Genomic DNA, 17,971 nt, shown 5'->3' on the forward strand with positions numbered 1-17,971 from the left:
AGATTGTATAGCCCCATCTCTGCAAACCATTTATTCGGCATTGCATAATGAGAGAGTGGACTACTTGCGTTCTTCTACTTCATCATTTGAATGAACTTAAATGGTGGCTTATAACCAAGTTGCTTAAGTCTTTGGTGTAGCCTACCTGGCTTTTTCCACAGTCTTAATTGTATGCTTCTCAGTCGTCGCCTTAACCATGCGGCTAGCTTCTTGAACTCGTTGCTCGCATTCGCTATTCGAAAATATTGGCTAAAACCTCTTAGTTTCGGGTTTAACTCTTTTATCACCCGCTGTAATGGCTTACCACCGTTGCGTTTGGTGAGCGCTTTAAGCTGCACTTTGAAGCTTTTCAGTTTCTTGGCTTGGATTGTCGTATAGTTACTGCCAATCTCTACTCCGAGAAACTTTACCCCATCATCACTATGCGTGATATGAGTTTTACTTCGATTTACTGTCAGCTTTAAGTCTTTTTCAAGTAGCTTTGTCGCTTGCTTCAGTGCATTCTCTGCACCTTTGCGACTACGACATAATATCAGGATGTCATCTGCGTATCTGACCATTCGATGATTTCTACGTTTCATCTCTTGGTCAAAGGCATCAAGGTAGATATTCGCTATCAGTGGACTGATAACGCCACCTTGTGGACCTCCTGTTACTGTTGCTTGCCAGTTGCCTCCTACGATAACACCACTTTCAAGGAACTGTTTTATCAACTTTAAGATACTGCCATCTTTTACCCTTCTGCTTATGCTCGTTAAGATTAGCTCTTGGTCGAGTAAGTCAAAGCATTTGGATAAATCCATATCCACCACATGTTTTAAGTCATATTGACGGATAAACATCATGGCTTTGTTTATGGCATCATGGCCGCTTCTGTGTGGTCGATATCCATAGCTTGATGGATGGAACTGCTCTTCAAATATCGGACTTAGTATATCGTTTAGGCATTGTTGTACGATTCGGTCTCGAACTGTTGGTATCCCAAGCTTTCTCACTCCACCATCATCTTTCGGGATTTCTACCCGTTTGACGGCTGAAGGTCGGTATTGCTTGGTCTTGAGTTCGATAAGAAGTTTATCAAGTTCGTTACTCAGATTTGAGGCGAATTGCTCTAAGCTCTGCTCATCAATTCCAGCAGTGCCTTTGGCTCTCCACACTTTCTTAAATCCGTTGTACAGTGATTCTTTGTTAAGTAAGCGACCATACAAGCTGTAATAAACTCTCATTGACCTCTCTGTGTGCGTTGTTTGGGTTCAGTGTCTTGTTTTCATCAGTTGGTGTATTTCACTCAGCCTCAAAGCCTTCTAGCCCTTGGCAATTTACTTTGATATGACTGAATTACTCCCGTATACGGCTTCGGTCTCCAGAGTCATTATTCCTAATGCCTCCAGTCGGAAATGCCTCACTCATCTTTTTGTGATTTTCTGTATCTTTGAAAAAAAATCCTGTCCATCACAAACTTAAATTAAGCTTCACCCCTTCGCCAACATCAAGGCTTTTGGCTGTTGATGCCGCCAATAAACTACGTCATTGGTCAATCCAGTTTTGCCCTCCACACCATTACTGGCTTTCATCGGCTTGATTTTACTCACTACTACGGGCTCATCGGCCACCTCGCACCAACTTCTACCTTGAGTTTCCTCTTGTATAAAAGCTTCTGGACTATCCCAGATAAGGTGTCAGGCTTCCCCAGTTACTGCACTCGCTCCCTGTTAGAAATCCCACCCTCAAGCACATGATCCTAAATAAATCGGTTGAACGCACAATTTAGCTTTAATCTATTGAAGTTAAATACAAAACTAAACAACCCTACTTCACCCATCAGGTGTGTACTGAACATTCATATACTTGCCAAAATCACCGCTAGCTGCGTTATAAATTTTGCAAGTAGAAACGAAGTAACGACAGTTTTGTATGTCGGTAACCACTACTTGCTGCTATTCATGCCTTGCTATCAGTAATTTTTTCTGCGTATATGAACGCTCCCAACCGATTTATTTAGGATGATAGAGCTGACTGAGTATATGGCGTTGCGCTATTTCGCACGCTTACCTCTCTATTATGCCGAATCAGGTTCGCTTTCGCTGTGTACCTCTAACTTCCTATGGCTTCCTTCAGACCTTGCCGTTAGCCCGCAATGCCCTTGCCATTCGGATTATCTTCCCCTCAGTCTGGGTGATACAGGCTTCTTTCTGCCTGTCGGGTTTGCCAGCTTCGCTGGGCAAACAAAAAACCGCCCATTAGGGCGGTTTCTCATGCGAACACTGCGTCTTAACTGTTGTGTATTGGTACTATTACTTAGTTCCCAATTTTTCACGGATACGTGCAGATTTACCCGAACGTTCACGTAGATAGTACAGTTTAGCGCGACGAACGCGGCCGCGACGCTTAACTTCAATCTTAGCTATTGCTGGGCTGTGAATTTGAAAAGCACGCTCAACACCTTCACCATTAGAGATTTTACGTACTGTAAATGCTGAATGCACGCCACGATTACGTCTAGCGATAACTACGCCTTCAAAAGCCTGTAGACGCTCTTTGTTGCCCTCTTTAACGCGAACTGATACTACTACAGTATCACCAGCGCCAAACTCAGGTACGTCTGTTTTCATTTGCTCATCGTTGAGCATTTTAATGATGTTGTTCATTTATAACTCCGTCCTAGTATTAACTGAGCTGCGGTTACGTCTTATGATTTGTATCTTTCACAAACTCATCGAGTAAATCCGTCTGTTCGTCAGTCAGAGCTAGATTTTCAAGTAATTCTGGTCGTCTTAGCAAAGTTCTACCGAGACTTTGTTTCATACGCCAGCTTCTAATTTTTTCGTGGTTGCCACTGAGTAATACTGCCGGCACGCTTAAATCATCCAAATGTTCAGGACGTGTATAGTGCGGACAATCCAGTAAACCTTCAGAAAATGAATCCTGTTCGGCTGAGGCTTGTTTTCCTAGTACACCAGGAATCAATCTCGATACTGAATCAATTAAAGTCATGGCAGGAAGTTCACCGCCAGAAAGCACGTAATCTCCAATTGACCACTCTTCATCCACTTCGGTTTGAATAATGCGCTCATCGATACCTTCGTAACGACCACACACTAAAACTAACTTCTGATTAATTGCCAACTCTTCTACGCCACGCTGATCCAGCTTGCGTCCTTGAGGAGACAAATAAACCACTTTTACGTCATCGCCAGCTGCAGCTTTTGCAGCATGGATAGCATCACGTAACGGCTGAACCATCATCAACATTCCTGGACCACCACCAAACGGACGGTCATCCACGGTATTATGCCGATCATGTGTGAAATCACGAGGATTCCATATACTCAACTCTAGTAAGCCGTTTTTTACGGCTCGACCCGTAACCCCAAAGTCTGTAACGGTTCGAAACATCTCTGGAAACAGGGAGATAATCCCTAACCACATGTTGCTAACCTCGACTTAAAAGTCTGGATCCCAATCCACTAAAATCTGTTTCTCAAGCAAATCAACATTCTTGATGAATTGCTCCATGACAAGAGGGATCATACGTTCCCGCTTGCCAAAAGCATCTTTAACATTAGCTTTAACCATCAATACGTCATTTGAACCAGTCTCAAGGATTTGATCCACTTTTCCCATATTGTAGCCATTCGTATTAGTCACTTCACATCCAATAAGATCACGCCAGTAAAAATCACCTTCAGGTAAATTTTGCATGCTCTCTTGCAAGACACCAATTTCACAATTTGTGAGTATTTGTGCTTGCTCTCTGGAATCAACACTTTCAAGAGAAGCAATAACGCCTTTCCCTTGTTGGCGCCAGCGAAGTACTTTTACTTCACGCCATTGCCCTCGTTCATTTAACAACCAAGGCGAATAGTCAAAAATACCGGTAACAGAATCGGTATAAGTTGTGATTTTCATCCAACCATTGACACCATGACTGGCGCCGATTTTACCTAAAACTACAGGCTGTTGGTCTTTGTTCATCAATTTATACCTTAACGCTATTAAGCTGCTGCTTTACGAGCGTCTTTGATCAATTTTTCTACGCGATCAGTCGTTTGAGCACCAGTACCAACCCAGTGTTCAACACGATCTAGATCCAAGCGTAGAGTTTCTTCTTGGCCTTTAGCCAATGGGTTGAAGAAACCAACACGTTCAATGAAACGGCCATCGCGTGCGTTACGGCTATCTGTAACAACGATGTTATAAAATGGACGCTTCTTCGCGCCACCACGAGCTAAACGAATGGTAACCATGCGTCTTAAATCCTCTAATGATTTGCCATAAGGCAAAAATAAAAACTGAAACCCTGTGTTCGCAGTAGAGTCTCAGAAAGAAAGCCGCAAAATTTTACCTGACTTTACGAAAAAAGCAAACTTAACTTATATATCGTTGGCTTTTTGGAGAAAATAAAACCCTTAATAACAGGGCGGGATCGTGCTTTAGGTCTTGAAAATAATTAAATCAATTTTGAACTTTCCTGAGTAACGATGATCAGATCGACAAATAAATACTGATTTGAGTCAGATTATGGACGTAATGAAAGAGATTGAATAAGTTGAAGATCATCGTGTTGAAGCCAATAAAGAGTATGATTTAGCTGATATTATTTTTCTTACAATTGCCGCAGTGCTTTGTGGTGCTACAGGCTGGAAAACCATCAACATTTTCGGTGAAGCTCAATTAGATTGGTTAAGACAATACCGGCCATTTAGTAATGGCATCCCGACACGACACTCAATCGGACGGATAATTAGAGGTGTTAAAGCCGAAAGTATGATGTCTTGCTTTATTAACTTTTCCAATACATTACGAGATCGAGATGGTAAAGAGCATATCAGTTTTGATGGTAAAGTTGCTTGTGGCTCTAAACACGGTGATGACATAGCGGCGCTTCAACTAATGACGGCAATGGTTGTAGATAATGGGCTGATAATACGTCAACATGAAACGTCGACCAAAACGAATGAAATCCCCGTAATGCAATCCATGCTAAAACACATGGATATTGAAAATGCAGTGATTACCGCTGACGCCATGCACTGCCAGAAAGAAACTGCAACCTTAATACGTGAAGGAAATGGTGATTACGTTCTTCAACGTGAAAAAGAATCAAGGTAAATTACTTGCTGAAATAGAAGCTTATTTTCATAAGTGCTATCGAGACACACCAGAGCTTTTAAAGCAGAATCACTTTACAGAGTTAGACGGTGAGCACGGACAAATAAATGAAAGACATTATCGCCTTTTGCCAATTACAAATTGGTTTGACGAAACGGCTAAATTTGTAGGCTGTCAGGCTGTTGTTGAAGTCACTCGGATGCGAGAAATGAAGAATAAATCAAGCCATGAAACGTCTTATTACATAACCTCGTTAGCCAGTGACGTGGAAGGAATCGCTAGATATATACGGAAGCACTGGACAATTGAAAATAGTCAGCATTGGGCTCTCGATGTCACTTTTAACCTAGTACCTCGACACAAAAGTTATGATCGATTGATTGATTGATTGATTGATTGATTGATTGATATTTGCATAAGCTTTCGCGAATTTCTCACGTTCACCGTCGACATTAAACATCCAATTTATGCTTGCCTGCGCATCGTTTCTCTGCATCTCCCAAGCCGAAAGCCCTTTGTGCTGCATTTCCCAGCTTTCTATGCGACGATCTAAGCATTGTTGATTCATATTACCGATTTCTATTTCAACCATATTGAGCCAACTGGCATGCTTAGGCGTGAAATGAAATTCAAGTTTGTTCAAAATCCTTAGCGCCTCTTCTGTCTTAAATGCTTTGTATAACGAGCCTGCCGTATGTGTCGTGTAATTATCCATTACCACATGAATTTTATGTGCATCCGGATAGTGTTCATCGACAAGTTCTTTCATGCACTGAGCGGAATCGACTGCGGTCTTACTCTGTGTTGCCTTAGCCTTTCTCCAGCCTCGATGGCGGTCAAAAAACATGAAAATATTAGCCACGCTAACCCGCTAATATTCATAATCGATTCTGGCTGATCGCCCTGATTTTACTGGGGATGGAGGGGCAACATCTGAAACCAATTGCTTCATCGCTTCGTCAAAATTAACCACTGGCTCAGCTGAGTTTTTAGGGCGAGCATAAACATCTAAAACATGTTCCATTTGTGCGATGTAATTTGCATTCATATTGCCTACACACCACATTTTTTTCTGCCAAGGTTTTAAGTCGTTTTCTTTAAAGCGTCTTCGCACGGTTTCTGTCGAAACTTCATCGAGTTCAGTTAATGCGATAAGTTTTTCCGTGATTAAACTCAATGTCCATCGACAAAGTCCTTCTGGTGGTTTGCTACAGGCTAAGGCAATAAGCAAGGCTTCTTGGTTACCATCCAAACACCGAGGCATGCCGCTTCGGGCTCTTTCATTCAGAGCAGCTTCAAGACCTTCCTCAACAAACTGTTTCTTTGTTCTATAAATGGTTGCTGTACCAACATTAAGCGCTAAAGATATTTCTTTATCTTGACTCATTCTATTGTTCGACATGAGCAAGATGTTGGCTCGTTTCAATTTTCTAGCCGATGTTTTCCCCTTTGCAATCAAGTCGACTAGGAACGATTTTTCTTCGTTTGAAAGCTGTAACTTCTCAATAACCCGTGGCAAAACACCGAAAGTGTAACAGTTCGTTACGATCGCAAGATCATGGTTGACCGATCTTGCCATAGCCCCATAATGCAGTTAACTTCATCTAATCATTGTTTAACTTGAAACTACCACTTCCAGATTTATCCATTTCAGTTTGCTCAGAGTGCCGACCAATTGTTGAAGCTTTGCAGAAAATTATTGAGCTTCAAGCACCAGAAATTGTCGAGCTTAAAAATCAAGTTGAAATTCTGGAAGATGAAATGCGAGAACTCAAAAAACTCAGCAAAAAACCTAAATTCAAGCCCAGCGGAATGGACAAAGGCACTGATCCAGACGAAGACCAAAATAAAGATGATGACGACATTGGCTCTGGTAAAAAGCGTTCAAGTAACCAGGGGAAGGGAAAACGCAGCAAAACCGCTTCTCTGAGTATTCATCACAAAAAAATTATCCAACCCGTTGAGCCTTTACCAAAAGGTGCAAGATTTAAAGGCTACAGAGAATTTGTCGTTCAAGACATGAAAATCGAATCATATAATACCCTTTATCGTCTTGCGCATTATCAACTTCCTGATGGCTCAACGTTGACGGGGAAATTACCAAAAGAGCTAAACGGGCAGCATTTTGGTAAACGAGTTAAGAAGTTATGTACTGTATCAATATCATCACTGTCAAGTCACTCAACCTTTATTATGTGAGCAATTACGTGATTGGGGAGTCGATATTTCATCAGGTCAATTAAACCAAATACTACAACAAGGTCATGAAGGCTTTCATCAAGAAAAAGATGATTTGCTTAATAAAGGCCTGAGCAGTACTGGTTACATTACGACTGATGATACTGGTGGACGTCACTTAGGGAATAATGGTTATGTGACTCATATTGGTAATGAGTTTTTCGCTTGGTTCCAAAGTTCAGATAGCAAAAGTCGAATTAACTTTCTCTCAATTCTTTGCGGTCAACAGCAGGGCTACAAGCTAAATGCTACGGCTTTTGAGTATATGAAAGAGTACAAGCTACCAGAAGTCCAAAGAAAGCAACTTGCCAACCATCCTTGCCAATTTTTTGAAACCAAAGAAAAGTGGGATGCACATCTTAACCAGTTAAACATCACTCGAAGGCACCACATGCGTGCCGCTACTGAAGGCGCATTACTAGCGCAAGCTATTGAGATACACTCCATTGAATCACTGGTTGTTGTCAGTGATGGTGCTGGTCAATTTAATGTTCTTATTCATGCGTTGTGTTGGGTTCACGCTGAACGCTTAGTTTATAAGCTTGTGCCATTGAATGAAGCGCACCGAGAAGGCATCAAAAAGGTTCGAGGTGAAATTTGGGATCTATATCGAGATTTAAAACGGTATAAAGCTCAACCACAACCCAGCAAGAAAACAGAGTTAGAAAAGGAGTTTGAGCGAATTTTCACTCAAAAAACCAGTTATCAGCTTCTCAATCAACAACTGAAGCGATTACATAAACATAAATCATCATTGCTTCGAGTATTAGACCGACCAGAAATACCACTTCACACCAATGGCAGTGAAAATGACTTAAGGGAACATGTAAAGAGACGAAAAATCAGCGGTGGGACGAGAAGTGATTTAGGGCGACAATGTAGGGATACATTTTCCAGTCTAAAGAAGACTTGTCGGAAACTGAAAATATCGTTTTGGCAATATCTTCAGGATCGACTTTCAATGAGCAATAGTATTCCATCCTTGGGAGAATTGGTGCTGAAAAAAACGAGGGCTGCCACGGGTTATTGAGAAGTTACGAAAAAAACCTAAAACGCCACGCAGTATTTACGTGCTTGCTCTGGATGAATTAATACCAACTTTAAAGTGAGTTCAATCGTTCATCTTCACTGTGTTTGGGTACTAGAAACATCAGTTGACTGCGTTCTCAAGCGTAGAAAAAATGGCTGATAGTAAGGCGTAGCTTGCAGCAAGTAGTTATTCTAATTGCAAAAGTTACTAATTTACAAGCAAAATCTAAATTTTGTAGACTGTCGCAAAGTAGGTTCCTTGAGTCACAGACTTTGCTGTTTTCATCATTTTGCTTCGCATGCAGAAGCAAGCAAAACCTCAACCCTGTTAGATGAATTGAAGCAATATAAGCACTGTAATGACGACTTTGCTCACTCAAAAAGCCAAGATGTTGTTTGGCTTCCTTGAAGTACACTTCAATTCCCCAACGCAAAGCGTAAATCTCAAGAATTTTTTCATCGCTTAGCGAAGCGTCCGTACTTAAAAATAATGCCCAATCGTGTTTACCTCCTTTTTTCTTATCAGGATTAACACCTCGACAAAAGACGAGTTTAACCTTAATCCAATTCGGCTCAAGCTTTGCCGTTTCTGCTAGATTCAACTCAACGACAATGGACTTTGTTTGATAAGGCAACCCTGCTAGTTTTTGCCATCGGCCTTTTACTTGAGTTTTGAATAGTTCGGCGGCACTGCACTCTGATTTATCCGCTAAGCGGTACTTCATTTTGTTTTTTTTCATTCGGAGAATAGCCGTCAAATCATGCTCAAGCGTCATGCTGATAATAGGCTTGGTGGCAAACCAAGAGTCTGCAAGAAAATAATCAGCTACAATACCTACTCCCAGCGCACGTTTAACCATACCTGCAACCATAGCAGGCTTAGTTTGAGCCACAGATTGCTTGTAACGTTTAATCTTTAAATTTATGGGTTAGAGGTTGTGCTTTGGTTTGACTGATGAAGAGTTCATTATCCAGTGGGACAAATTGACTATCAGAAGCGTAGCCAAAACTCAGTACTTGCTGTCCCATAACACAACGCCCTGTCAAATGGTCGAAGTGACTGGATACGCCGGGCATTTTCTTACCACGACGTTGCTTTACTGAATCATCGACAACAAAAGCTCTGACTTTACTCTTGCCTTCCTGTTTTATGAGTTTTTTAGCGGTGTAAAGTTGCAGTTTTCTCCAATTCAAGTCTTCTCGGTTGAGTAAATCATAAAGCACATCTTTCTTAGCAGAAGAAAAGCTGAGTAGTGACTCTTTAGCAAACATAGATATGGTATCAACCTTCAACCAAACCCAAAGCATTAGTAAGTAAACGACTTCGGTTGCTTCAATACCCGAACGTTTGCTGAAGCCACAAGATGTCAACATTGAAACAAAACCAAGCTGTTTCCATGATGTGCTGAACGAATTATCAATTTGAATGCCTGAACGCTGTAAAAAATTGGAAGTAAGTGATGGTAGAGAAAGTGATTTCATGTCAATATTTGTCTGAGAGTTGGTGTGTTTTAGTTTTTGTCTAAGCAACAAGATTATAACACATTAACTCTCATCTTTTCTTTATATATCAGTAAAATACGCTCACTTTATTATTGAATTTGAACTCCGAAACTTGAGTTATTATATACTCAATCAATTAAGTAAAAAGATTAAAAAGCTAAGTATTGAAAGAGCTCGATCAAGCGAACCCTCCAGAAGCAACTCAAAAAGCAAGATTGGATTATTTTTTTGATGATAAAATGATGCATGAAATAGAAAAAAAAGAAAATGAACGAAAAAAGCCTCATGCATGCGAATTGTTACAACATGAGGCATTTAGGGAAATACAAGATAAGAAACTTAACTTCTTAAAGTCTCCATGATTTCTAAAAAGAAAAACTTGATTGTGTTATTTTATCTTCCAGGAAGCTTCATTCCGCCTGGCATCATGCCTTGCATGCCGCGCATCATTTTAGCCATGCCACCTTTTGATGACATTTTTTTCATCATCTTTTGCATCTGGGTAAATTGCTTTAAAAGACGGTTTACGTCTTGAATTTGTGTTCCAGATCCAGCAGCAATACGACGTTTTCTTGAACCTTTGATGATATCAGGGCGTTTACGCTCCCCTTTTGTCATCGAATTAATGATAGCTTCCATTTGATTAGTCATCTTGCCATCTTGGACTTGAGCAAGTGCTTGAGGTGGTAGTTGACCTACGCCTGGCAGCTTCTCAATCATGTTCATCATTCCGCCCATATTCTTCATTTGATTAAGCTGTTCGCGGAAGTCTTCTAAGTCAAAGCTCCCACCCGACTTAACTTTTGAAGCCAGCTTCATCGCCTTGTCTTTATCGACTCCGCGTTCCACTTCTTCAATTAATGAAAGTACATCACCCATACCAAGAATACGTGAAGCAACACGATCAGGGTGGAATGGTTCTAACGCGTCAGTTTTTTCACCGACACCTAAAAACTTAATCGGTTTACCTGTGATATGGCGAATCGACAATGCCGCGCCACCTCGAGCATCACCGTCGACTTTTGTTAATACTACACCTGACAATGGCAAAGCTTCGTTAAATGCTTTCGCGGTATTAGCGGCATCTTGACCTGTCATTGCATCAACAACGAATAATGTTTCTACAGGATTAATTTGTGCATGAAGGTCTTTAATTTCGTCCATCATTGCTTCATCAACGTGCAAGCGTCCCGCCGTATCAACAATAACAACATCGATAAATTTTAACTTTGCATGAGCCATTGCCGCGTTGGCAATATCAATTGGCTTTTGGCTAACATCGGAAGGAAAAAACTCAACTTCGACTTCTTTTGCAAGAGTTTCTAGCTGCTTAATCGCTGCTGGACGATATACGTCAGCACTGACCACGAGCACTGATTTTTTATTTCGCTCACGTAAAAGTTTGGCCAGCTTGGCAACACTCGTCGTTTTACCCGCACCTTGAAGGCCTGCCATCATGATGACAGCCGGTGGCTGAGCAGAAAGATCTAATTCTTCGTTAGCTTCCCCCATCGCTTTTTCAAGTTCGCTTTGTACTATCTTAACGAACACTTGCCCCGGAGTTAGGCTTTTAGCGACTTCATGACCGACGGCACGCTCTTTGACACTGCTTACAAATTCACGTACGACTGGTAATGCGACATCCGCTTCCAACAACGCCATACGCACTTCGCGTAAGGTTTCTTTTACGTTATCTTCAGTTAAGCGACCTCGGCCGCTGATGTTTTTTAAGGTTCGTGACAGTCTATCACTTAGATTCTCAAACATTGTCTTGAGCTTTGCCTTTGATCAGTTCCATAGAATTGTTGGCATTATATACCCAAAATCGTTCAAGTTGCATGGTTTCAAATAAGTTTGAATTGCCCTAAAGAGGCAGAAGATGGTGAATAAACAATAATTATTAGTCTTGTCTGGCATTTGTGCGAAAATAAACTCGCTCTTGAAGCAAAAAACAGTTAAATTTTACCGTATTGGTTGCTAAGTAACACATAGGATAGGTCTTTCTTACATGGTCATTTTTTCTGCATTCTCAATGTTTTTTTATTGTTGTGCGTTGATACTGGTTACCAGCCGACTTTTTCACGCAAATGGCCCTAATCGCATAGCTGTTGTCGCCGTGGCCAGTATTGCAGTGTTGTTACATGCGACAGCGCTTTCTGAGGCAATTTTTACTCTAGATGGTCAAAACTTCAGTTTGACGAATGTTATTTCATTGGTGAACTGGATTATCGCTTTGTCGTTTACCGCATTACTGGTAAGAATGAGAGTCATGGTTGTGGTGCCTGTGATTTATGCCTGCTCAATACTCTCTGTCGGGTTACTCTGGCTTGTACCACCAAAATTTATTTATCATTTTGAGCTTTATCCTGAAATTCTTGCTCATGTCATACTGTCTCTTATGGCGTACAGTACGTTGATGATTGCAGCACTATATGCCATTCAACTTGCTGTCATCCAAAATAAGTTAAAAAGCAAACAGTTAATGTTGAGCTCAGCAATCCCGCCTTTAATGACGGTTGAAAAACAGCTTTATCATTTAGTAATGATTGGCGTCATTTTACTGAGTTTGTCACTGGCAACAGGTTTTATCTTTTTGGATGACATGTTTGCTGAAGGTAAAGGTCATAAGGCGGTGTTATCGATCGTCGCCTGGTTTGTTTATATTGCGATGCTTTGGCAGCAGTATTGGGTAGGCTGTAAAGTGAGAACTGCGGTGCTATACACTCTTATTGGAGCCACGCTTTTATCGCTAGGTTACTTTGGCGCAAGAATTGTCAAAGAGCTAATACTTACGTAAAATTGTTGACAGCAGGTATGGTCTAAATAATCATACCTTTTGTAGTGTTAACTACTTGTACATTTAATTATCAAATACGGAGCCATTTTTGGACGCTATCTCGACCGGAACCCTTCTGGTTATACTTGCAATTCTTATCTTTTGTTCAGCTTACTTTTCAGGTTCAGAAACAGCCTTGATGACTCTCAATCGTTATCGCCTTAAGCATCTTGCTAATGGCGGTCACCGAGGAGCTACTCGCGCAGCAAAGTTACTAGATAAACCTGATCGACTAATCGGCCTTATTCTGTTTTGTAATAATCTTGTCAATATTATTGCTCCAGTATTGGCGGCTGAAATTGGTCACAGGTTATCTGGTGATCTCGGTGTTGCTATTGCAACAGGTATTTTAACCGTTGTTATTCTTGTTTTTGCAGAAGTAACACCTAAGACGTTTTCTGCGCTTTACCCTGAAAAAGTTGCTTTTCCATCTAGCTATGTTTTGACATTTTTAGCCATTGTTTTACGCCCGTTTGTTTGGGGACTCAATGTCATTACCACCATGTTTTTACGCTTAATGGGAGCAGACAAAGCCACCTCTGCTAATGCATTAAGCCAAGAAGAACTGAGAAGTGTTGTGAATGAGGCTGGAGCACTGATACCACAGCGTCACCAAGAAATGCTACTTTCTATTCTTGATTTGGAAAATGTCACCGTTGAAGATGTGATGGTGCCAAGAGCAGATATTTATGCCATTAACGTAAACGATGATTTCAAGCTCATTAATAAGCAAGTGGTTCAAAGCCCTCATACGAGAGTTTTAGTCTATCGTGATAACGCCGATGATGTCGTTGGATTCATCCATTTGAGAGATGCATTACGCCTACAATCTAAAGAGCAATTCAGTAAATCATCATTATTAAGAGCCGTAAAAGAGCTTTATTTTATTCCAGAAGGTACGCCACTAAATGTTCAGCTAACAAACTTTCAACGCAACAAAGAACGTATTGGAATTGTGGTTGACGAATATGGCGATATTCAAGGACTGGTAACACTAGAAGATATTCTTGAAGAAATTGTCGGTGATTTCACCACATCCATGATGCCTGCACCAAGTGAAGAAATTATTGCCCAGCAAGATGGTAGTTTATTAATTGATGCCAGCATCAATATTCGTGAACTCAATAAAGAAATGAAATGGGACTTGCCGATAAATGGCCCGAAAACATTGAACGGTTTAATTATCGAATACCTTGAAGATATCCCGACCCAAAACACCAGCCTGCGTTTAGCTGGTTACCCAATTGAGGTCGTAGATGTGGGTGATAACATGATAAAAAATGTTCGGATAATGCCACAGCATTACAAAAAACCTTAAGCCTAAATAAATCGGTTGGGAGCGTTCATATACGCAGAGAAAATTACTGATAGCAAGGCAAGAATAGCAGCAAGTAGTGGTTACCGACATACAAAACTGTCGTTACTTCGTTTCTACTTGCAAAATTTATAACGCAGCTAGCAGTGATTTGGCAAGTATATGAATATTCAGCACTCACCTGATGGGTGAATTCGGGTTGTTTAATTTTGTATTTAACTCCAATAGATTAAAGTTATACCAATTACAGTAATTAATCTCTCACTCAGCAAGAGATAAAGTTTTCAATACAAGGCGCATGTTCGAAGTACTATATACCCTACGGCCGCCATACAAAGCTGGCGTTCAACGCACTTCGTGCTTTTGTCGGGATAATTCAAGAACGTGCAACGCAGTAATGGAAACCTTTAGCCTTGCCCTTCGGGAGCTTGTATGCGCACACTTTAGTTTATAAAGAATACTTCACAAAACTTTCTCAACGTAGCAATGTAATAACGACAGTTTTGTATGTCGGTAATAACTATGTTTTCACCAATTTCGTTTGTACTTTGTGCGCATACATAGCTCTGAGTTGAGCATTTAATTACTGTAATTGGTATTAAATTGTGCGTTCAACCGGTTCATTTAACCTAAAATCGTCAGTTGAACGCTGAGTATATGAGTAACTGCTTGAGCAATATGATGATTTTATCATCATGGCTTTCACCCAATGAGTGAAGTGCTCTACGCTCACAAGCTTGCTAAAATGACTGCTATCTGCGTTATAACTTTTGCAAGTAGAATAACTACTTGCTGCAAGCTACGCCTTACTATCAGCCATTTTTTCTACGCTTGAGATCGCAGTCAACTGATGTTTCTAGGTTTAAGTTAAGCGTTTAGTCATACATATAAAGGCGGCTATTTCCATAAAAAATAGCCGCCTTTTTTATTGTTACCGCAATCAGAGAATAACGCTATTCATCTTGAAAAATGTCTTCAATCTTCATTTCGAACAACTTTGCAGCTTTAAAAGCCAAGGGTAAGCTTGGATCGAATTTACCTTTCTCAATTGCATTGATGGTTTGCCTTGATACCCCAAGCTCGGCAGCCAAATCAGCTTGCGTCCAATCTCTTTGAGCACGAAGTACTTTTAAGCAATTTTTCATAGATAACGGATCCTGCCTGAAACAATACCAATCATATAAGTGGCAGATACTACCAATATCAAATGCGATGGTTCTAACACAGGAATTGTTGTTAACTCTTGAAGAATCGAGTACCCAGAAAAAGTAATGATCGTTGTACCTACGGACAGTGCTAACGCATCTAATTGAATTTTCTTTTCCATTTCATCTAGCTCTATCAACATTTTTCTATATGCCAATACCATCCCAACACCGATAGCAACATTCGTTATAACAGCGACAGCAATCATTAAAGGTGACATAAACCATAATTCTTTCGATCCATAATGAAAAATGACTAGACTGCCAACCCATGCCAATGCCCACAGATTTACTTTATTAGCATTCTTAATATCTCTTTTTGGTAAGCCTTGGCAAAAAATTGCACTAATTACCTTTTTCATGATCACTCTCCTTGTCTTTTAGTTAAGCTAACTTTACTTTTGTAGTTAATTTAGACAACAAACACTTTCATGTCAAGCTAACTTGACAAAATGGGGAACATACAATACTTATGTTCAGTTCGATAAGCGCCTAGTAGTCCATTCATATGAATTCTACAGTTAAAGCTGTTCTGGTAAACCATAGTCATAGGAGAGCTAAGAATCATGTATCGATATTTATTGTTTTAAACTCTTACTTAACTTTTGTTCACAATCAATTGACAAATAAGTGATGTCTGAACAAAACACTTCCTCCCCCCCCTTGGCAAGTCAGTAGGATTCTAGCTTTTCATGCTTTGATTAACGAATGTGTAACTGGATTTCGTTAATCAGTGAACTTCTGTTAAAAGGCTCACTTTACTCTGGGAGTACGGGGTAAAGTTTCTTTAATTTTATACGTGCCTCCTCAGTCGTGAACTGCCAGTTCATCTTAGCCTTGGACTCATTACGCTCGGTAATCCAGGCTTCGACTTCAGTATTTAGTGTTTCCTGATCGGGTATTCTTCGGTTTAAGCATTGCCTGCTCAAGATACTTAATTCAATTTCAGCCATATCCAACCAATTGTGAGCTTACGGCAGCATCGAGTGATAGCAAGGCATGAATAGCAGCAAGAAGAGGTTACCGACATACAAAACTGTCGTTACTTCGTTTCTACTTGCAAAATTTATAACGCAGCTAGCGGTGATTTTGGCAAGTATATGAATGTTCAGCACTCACCTGATGGGTGAATTAGGGTTGTTTAACTTTGTATTTAACCGATTTATTTAGGTTTAAGGAGATTTGGAAGCTTTTACCTCTCTCATACCCATGATACTTGAAGATGCATGGGTATGATAACAGAGGCGCTAATTACTAAATTTAGAGTTAGTTTACCTTCATATCTGCAGCGGTCTGTAACATGACCCTACTTTCTTGTTGAAATTGTGCAGAGAAATCACCTAACCAGTCAGCAACTAGATCAAATTTTTCAATGAACAATTTACGATCGCCACTTTTTAGCATTTCAAGGCCTTCTCGGAAATTTTCAAAATATCCTTCTATTTGTTCTACATTTTCAGTTTGCGCAAAAATAATATCGGCATATAACTGAGCATTCTGCGCAAATAATCGACCAACCATGGCAAGTTCGAGTCGGTAAATTGGCGAGCTGAATTGCAGCAACTGATTTATATCCGCTTTGCTTTCAAATAAGGCGACACCATATATGAATGTTGAAAAGTGACGTAATGCTTGTACTACTTGCATGGCTTCATCGTGTTTATTTGCTTCTGCTTCTACAAGCTTTGCCCCCCAAATTTCAATTTGTTCGAGCAGCCACTGATATTTTTCTTGCTCTCGGCCATGGCAAACCACAACGACTTGCTTAGCTAAACTGGTTACATCAGGGCCAAACATAGGATGAAAACCCACAATGGGACCTGAATGAGTCTCAAACATCGCTTCCATCGGGGATAATTTTATTGAAGTAAGATCTGCTAAAATACAATCTTCTGGAAGTTGTCCTAGTTTTTGTCTTATCAGATTGCAAGTAATTGAAATAGGAACGGTAACAATAACAAGACCAACGCCATCGAATAGCATATCTGCAAGATGCCAATCATCCGCATCTAAAATATGTACCTGATAACCTGATAAAGACAACATTTGCCTAAATAAATCACCAAGCTGCCCTCTACCACCAACTATGACTACATGGTTGATATCGGTATTAACCTGCTTGAAGCCAACGTTCTTTTCATTTTGATAAGATTCGCGCATTAATCGGCGGAGAATATCTTCAATTAATTGAGGTGAAACACCTAGTTTTTCAGCTTCATCACGACGTTTATCCAACATGGAAGCTTCACGTTGAGGCGCGTATATAGGTAAACCTGCATTATGCTTTACCTCACCGACTCTTGCGACTAGATTTAACCGCTGCCGAAGTAAATTTAATAAACCTTGATCTACTGTATCAATTTCATTTCGCAATTTTTCTAGGGCGGCAGTTGTCTTTTCTGTCATAGCGCCTAACGTCCAACAATACTGATTTATATGGATCTAGCACTGTAACAGTTGTCATGCTCATGACACAAGCAGCTTATTCTTGATTTTTCTCAGAAAACATCTAGTAGGGTGAGGCGTTAGTGCCCCATCCCTCTCACAGAACCGTACGTACGGATCTCGTATACGGCTCCTGCTTAATTTTATTCAATTACTTTGTACTGAGCACATAGCCCGTTCGTACTTCTTCAAGATTGTATAGCCCCATCTCTGCAAACTATTTATTCGGCATTGCATAATGAGAGAGTGGACTACTTGCGTTCTTCCACTTCATCATTTGAATGAACT

18 protein-coding genes and 3 pseudogenes are annotated in these 17,971 nt (G+C 40.4%); 7 read left to right on the forward strand and 14 right to left on the reverse strand.

Annotated elements, in window-relative coordinates; genetic code table 11:
* Window positions 1-74: 74 nt before the first annotated feature.
* The 6 genes from ltrA to rpsP all read right to left on the reverse strand — a co-directional run bounded on the left by ltrA (window position 75) and on the right by rpsP (window position 4,247).
* On the reverse strand, window positions 75-1,226 hold the full coding sequence (ltrA, locus tag E2I05_RS15660) for a group II intron reverse transcriptase/maturase (protein WP_244935396.1): 1,152 nt from the start codon (window positions 1,224-1,226) through the stop codon (window positions 75-77).
* Between the two features lie 246 nt (window positions 1,227-1,472).
* Window positions 1,473-1,613 carry a hypothetical protein gene (locus tag E2I05_RS22120; RefSeq protein ID WP_170179642.1) on the reverse strand — a complete coding sequence of 47 codons (141 nt, stop codon included), beginning with the start codon at window positions 1,611-1,613 and terminating at the stop codon, window positions 1,473-1,475.
* Window positions 1,614-2,294: 681 nt separating this feature from the next.
* A complete protein-coding gene (rplS, locus tag E2I05_RS15670) occupies window positions 2,295-2,648 on the reverse strand; it encodes a 50S ribosomal protein L19 (RefSeq protein ID WP_121855199.1) in 354 nt (117 codons plus the stop codon).
* Window positions 2,649-2,682: 34 nt separating this feature from the next.
* A complete protein-coding gene (gene trmD, locus E2I05_RS15675; protein WP_121855198.1) occupies window positions 2,683-3,429 on the reverse strand; it encodes a tRNA (guanosine(37)-N1)-methyltransferase TrmD in 747 nt (248 codons plus the stop codon).
* 15 nt (window positions 3,430-3,444) lie between these two features.
* Window positions 3,445-3,975, reverse strand: coding sequence for a ribosome maturation factor RimM (gene rimM, locus E2I05_RS15680; RefSeq protein ID WP_121855197.1), 531 nt, complete (start codon window positions 3,973-3,975; stop codon window positions 3,445-3,447).
* A 20-nt stretch (window positions 3,976-3,995) separates the two neighbouring features.
* Window positions 3,996-4,247, reverse strand: coding sequence for a 30S ribosomal protein S16 (rpsP, locus tag E2I05_RS15685; protein WP_121855196.1), 252 nt, complete (start codon window positions 4,245-4,247; stop codon window positions 3,996-3,998).
* A gap of 313 nt (window positions 4,248-4,560) precedes the next feature.
* Here rpsP and E2I05_RS22785 point away from each other — a divergent pair.
* Window positions 4,561-5,112 (forward strand): annotated as a pseudogene (locus E2I05_RS22785) (ISAs1 family transposase); the annotation flags it as partial.
* Complete coding sequence (locus E2I05_RS22790; RefSeq protein WP_165905587.1) at window positions 5,093-5,500, forward strand: ISAs1 family transposase; 408 nt, start codon at window positions 5,093-5,095, stop codon at window positions 5,498-5,500. The pseudogene E2I05_RS22785 and the gene E2I05_RS22790, both read left to right, overlap by 20 nt.
* On the opposite strand, the pseudogene E2I05_RS15700 reads toward E2I05_RS22790, so the two are convergent.
* Window positions 5,459-6,619: pseudogene (locus E2I05_RS15700) on the reverse strand (IS630 family transposase). The gene E2I05_RS22790 and the pseudogene E2I05_RS15700 sit on opposite strands and share 42 nt — an antisense overlap.
* A gap of 113 nt (window positions 6,620-6,732) precedes the next feature.
* Here E2I05_RS15700 and E2I05_RS22380 point away from each other — a divergent pair.
* Complete coding sequence (locus tag E2I05_RS22380; protein WP_133372244.1) at window positions 6,733-7,311, forward strand: hypothetical protein; 579 nt, start codon at window positions 6,733-6,735, stop codon at window positions 7,309-7,311.
* Window positions 7,238-8,380 carry an IS66 family transposase gene (locus E2I05_RS15705; RefSeq protein ID WP_218939892.1) on the forward strand — a complete coding sequence of 381 codons (1,143 nt, stop codon included), beginning with the start codon at window positions 7,238-7,240 and terminating at the stop codon, window positions 8,378-8,380. The genes E2I05_RS22380 and E2I05_RS15705 overlap by 74 nt, the downstream gene beginning before the upstream one ends.
* Before the next feature lie 136 nt (window positions 8,381-8,516).
* On the opposite strand, the gene E2I05_RS15710 is transcribed toward E2I05_RS15705, so the two are convergent.
* Both E2I05_RS15710 and E2I05_RS15715 read right to left on the reverse strand, forming a co-directional pair.
* Window positions 8,517-9,272 (reverse strand): transposase, encoded by a 756-nt coding sequence (locus E2I05_RS15710; RefSeq protein WP_133309741.1) that lies wholly within the window; start codon window positions 9,270-9,272, stop codon window positions 8,517-8,519.
* A gap of 16 nt (window positions 9,273-9,288) precedes the next feature.
* Window positions 9,289-9,861 carry a transposase gene (locus tag E2I05_RS15715; RefSeq protein WP_133309742.1) on the reverse strand — a complete coding sequence of 191 codons (573 nt, stop codon included), beginning with the start codon at window positions 9,859-9,861 and terminating at the stop codon, window positions 9,289-9,291.
* Window positions 9,862-10,046: 185 nt separating this feature from the next.
* Between E2I05_RS15715 and E2I05_RS15720 the strand changes: the two genes are divergently transcribed.
* Window positions 10,047-10,244 carry a hypothetical protein gene (locus E2I05_RS15720; RefSeq protein ID WP_121854972.1) on the forward strand — a complete coding sequence of 66 codons (198 nt, stop codon included), beginning with the start codon at window positions 10,047-10,049 and terminating at the stop codon, window positions 10,242-10,244.
* 31 nt (window positions 10,245-10,275) lie between these two features.
* On the opposite strand, the gene ffh is transcribed toward E2I05_RS15720, so the two are convergent.
* Window positions 10,276-11,649, reverse strand: coding sequence for a signal recognition particle protein (gene ffh / locus E2I05_RS15725; protein WP_121854973.1), 1,374 nt, complete (start codon window positions 11,647-11,649; stop codon window positions 10,276-10,278).
* Between the two features lie 241 nt (window positions 11,650-11,890).
* Here ffh and E2I05_RS15730 point away from each other — a divergent pair, with 241 nt between their 5' ends.
* Together E2I05_RS15730 and E2I05_RS15735 are read left to right on the forward strand one after the other, a co-directional pair.
* Complete coding sequence (locus E2I05_RS15730; RefSeq protein WP_121854974.1) at window positions 11,891-12,679, forward strand: cytochrome C assembly family protein; 789 nt, start codon at window positions 11,891-11,893, stop codon at window positions 12,677-12,679.
* A gap of 88 nt (window positions 12,680-12,767) precedes the next feature.
* Complete coding sequence (locus E2I05_RS15735) at window positions 12,768-14,036, forward strand: HlyC/CorC family transporter (protein WP_121854975.1); 1,269 nt, start codon at window positions 12,768-12,770, stop codon at window positions 14,034-14,036.
* 950 nt (window positions 14,037-14,986) lie between these two features.
* On the opposite strand, the gene E2I05_RS15740 is transcribed toward E2I05_RS15735, so the two are convergent.
* From E2I05_RS15740 to tyrA, 4 genes and pseudogenes are all read right to left on the reverse strand, one after another.
* The gene (locus tag E2I05_RS15740) at window positions 14,987-15,178 is read right to left on the reverse strand and encodes a helix-turn-helix transcriptional regulator (protein WP_121854976.1); all 192 of its coding nucleotides are present in this window, start codon (window positions 15,176-15,178) and stop codon (window positions 14,987-14,989) included.
* Complete coding sequence (locus E2I05_RS15745) at window positions 15,175-15,600, reverse strand: hypothetical protein (RefSeq protein ID WP_121854977.1); 426 nt, start codon at window positions 15,598-15,600, stop codon at window positions 15,175-15,177. The genes E2I05_RS15740 and E2I05_RS15745 overlap by 4 nt, the downstream gene beginning before the upstream one ends.
* A 396-nt stretch (window positions 15,601-15,996) precedes the next feature.
* Window positions 15,997-16,203: pseudogene (locus tag E2I05_RS15750) on the reverse strand (IS630 family transposase); the annotation flags it as partial.
* 301 nt (window positions 16,204-16,504) lie between these two features.
* Window positions 16,505-17,644 carry a bifunctional chorismate mutase/prephenate dehydrogenase gene (gene tyrA, locus E2I05_RS15755; RefSeq protein ID WP_121854979.1) on the reverse strand — a complete coding sequence of 380 codons (1,140 nt, stop codon included), beginning with the start codon at window positions 17,642-17,644 and terminating at the stop codon, window positions 16,505-16,507.
* Window positions 17,645-17,971 lie beyond the last annotated feature (327 nt).

This window comes from Parashewanella spongiae (genome assembly GCF_004358345.1).
Classification (GTDB): domain Bacteria; phylum Pseudomonadota; class Gammaproteobacteria; order Enterobacterales; family Shewanellaceae; genus Parashewanella; species Parashewanella spongiae.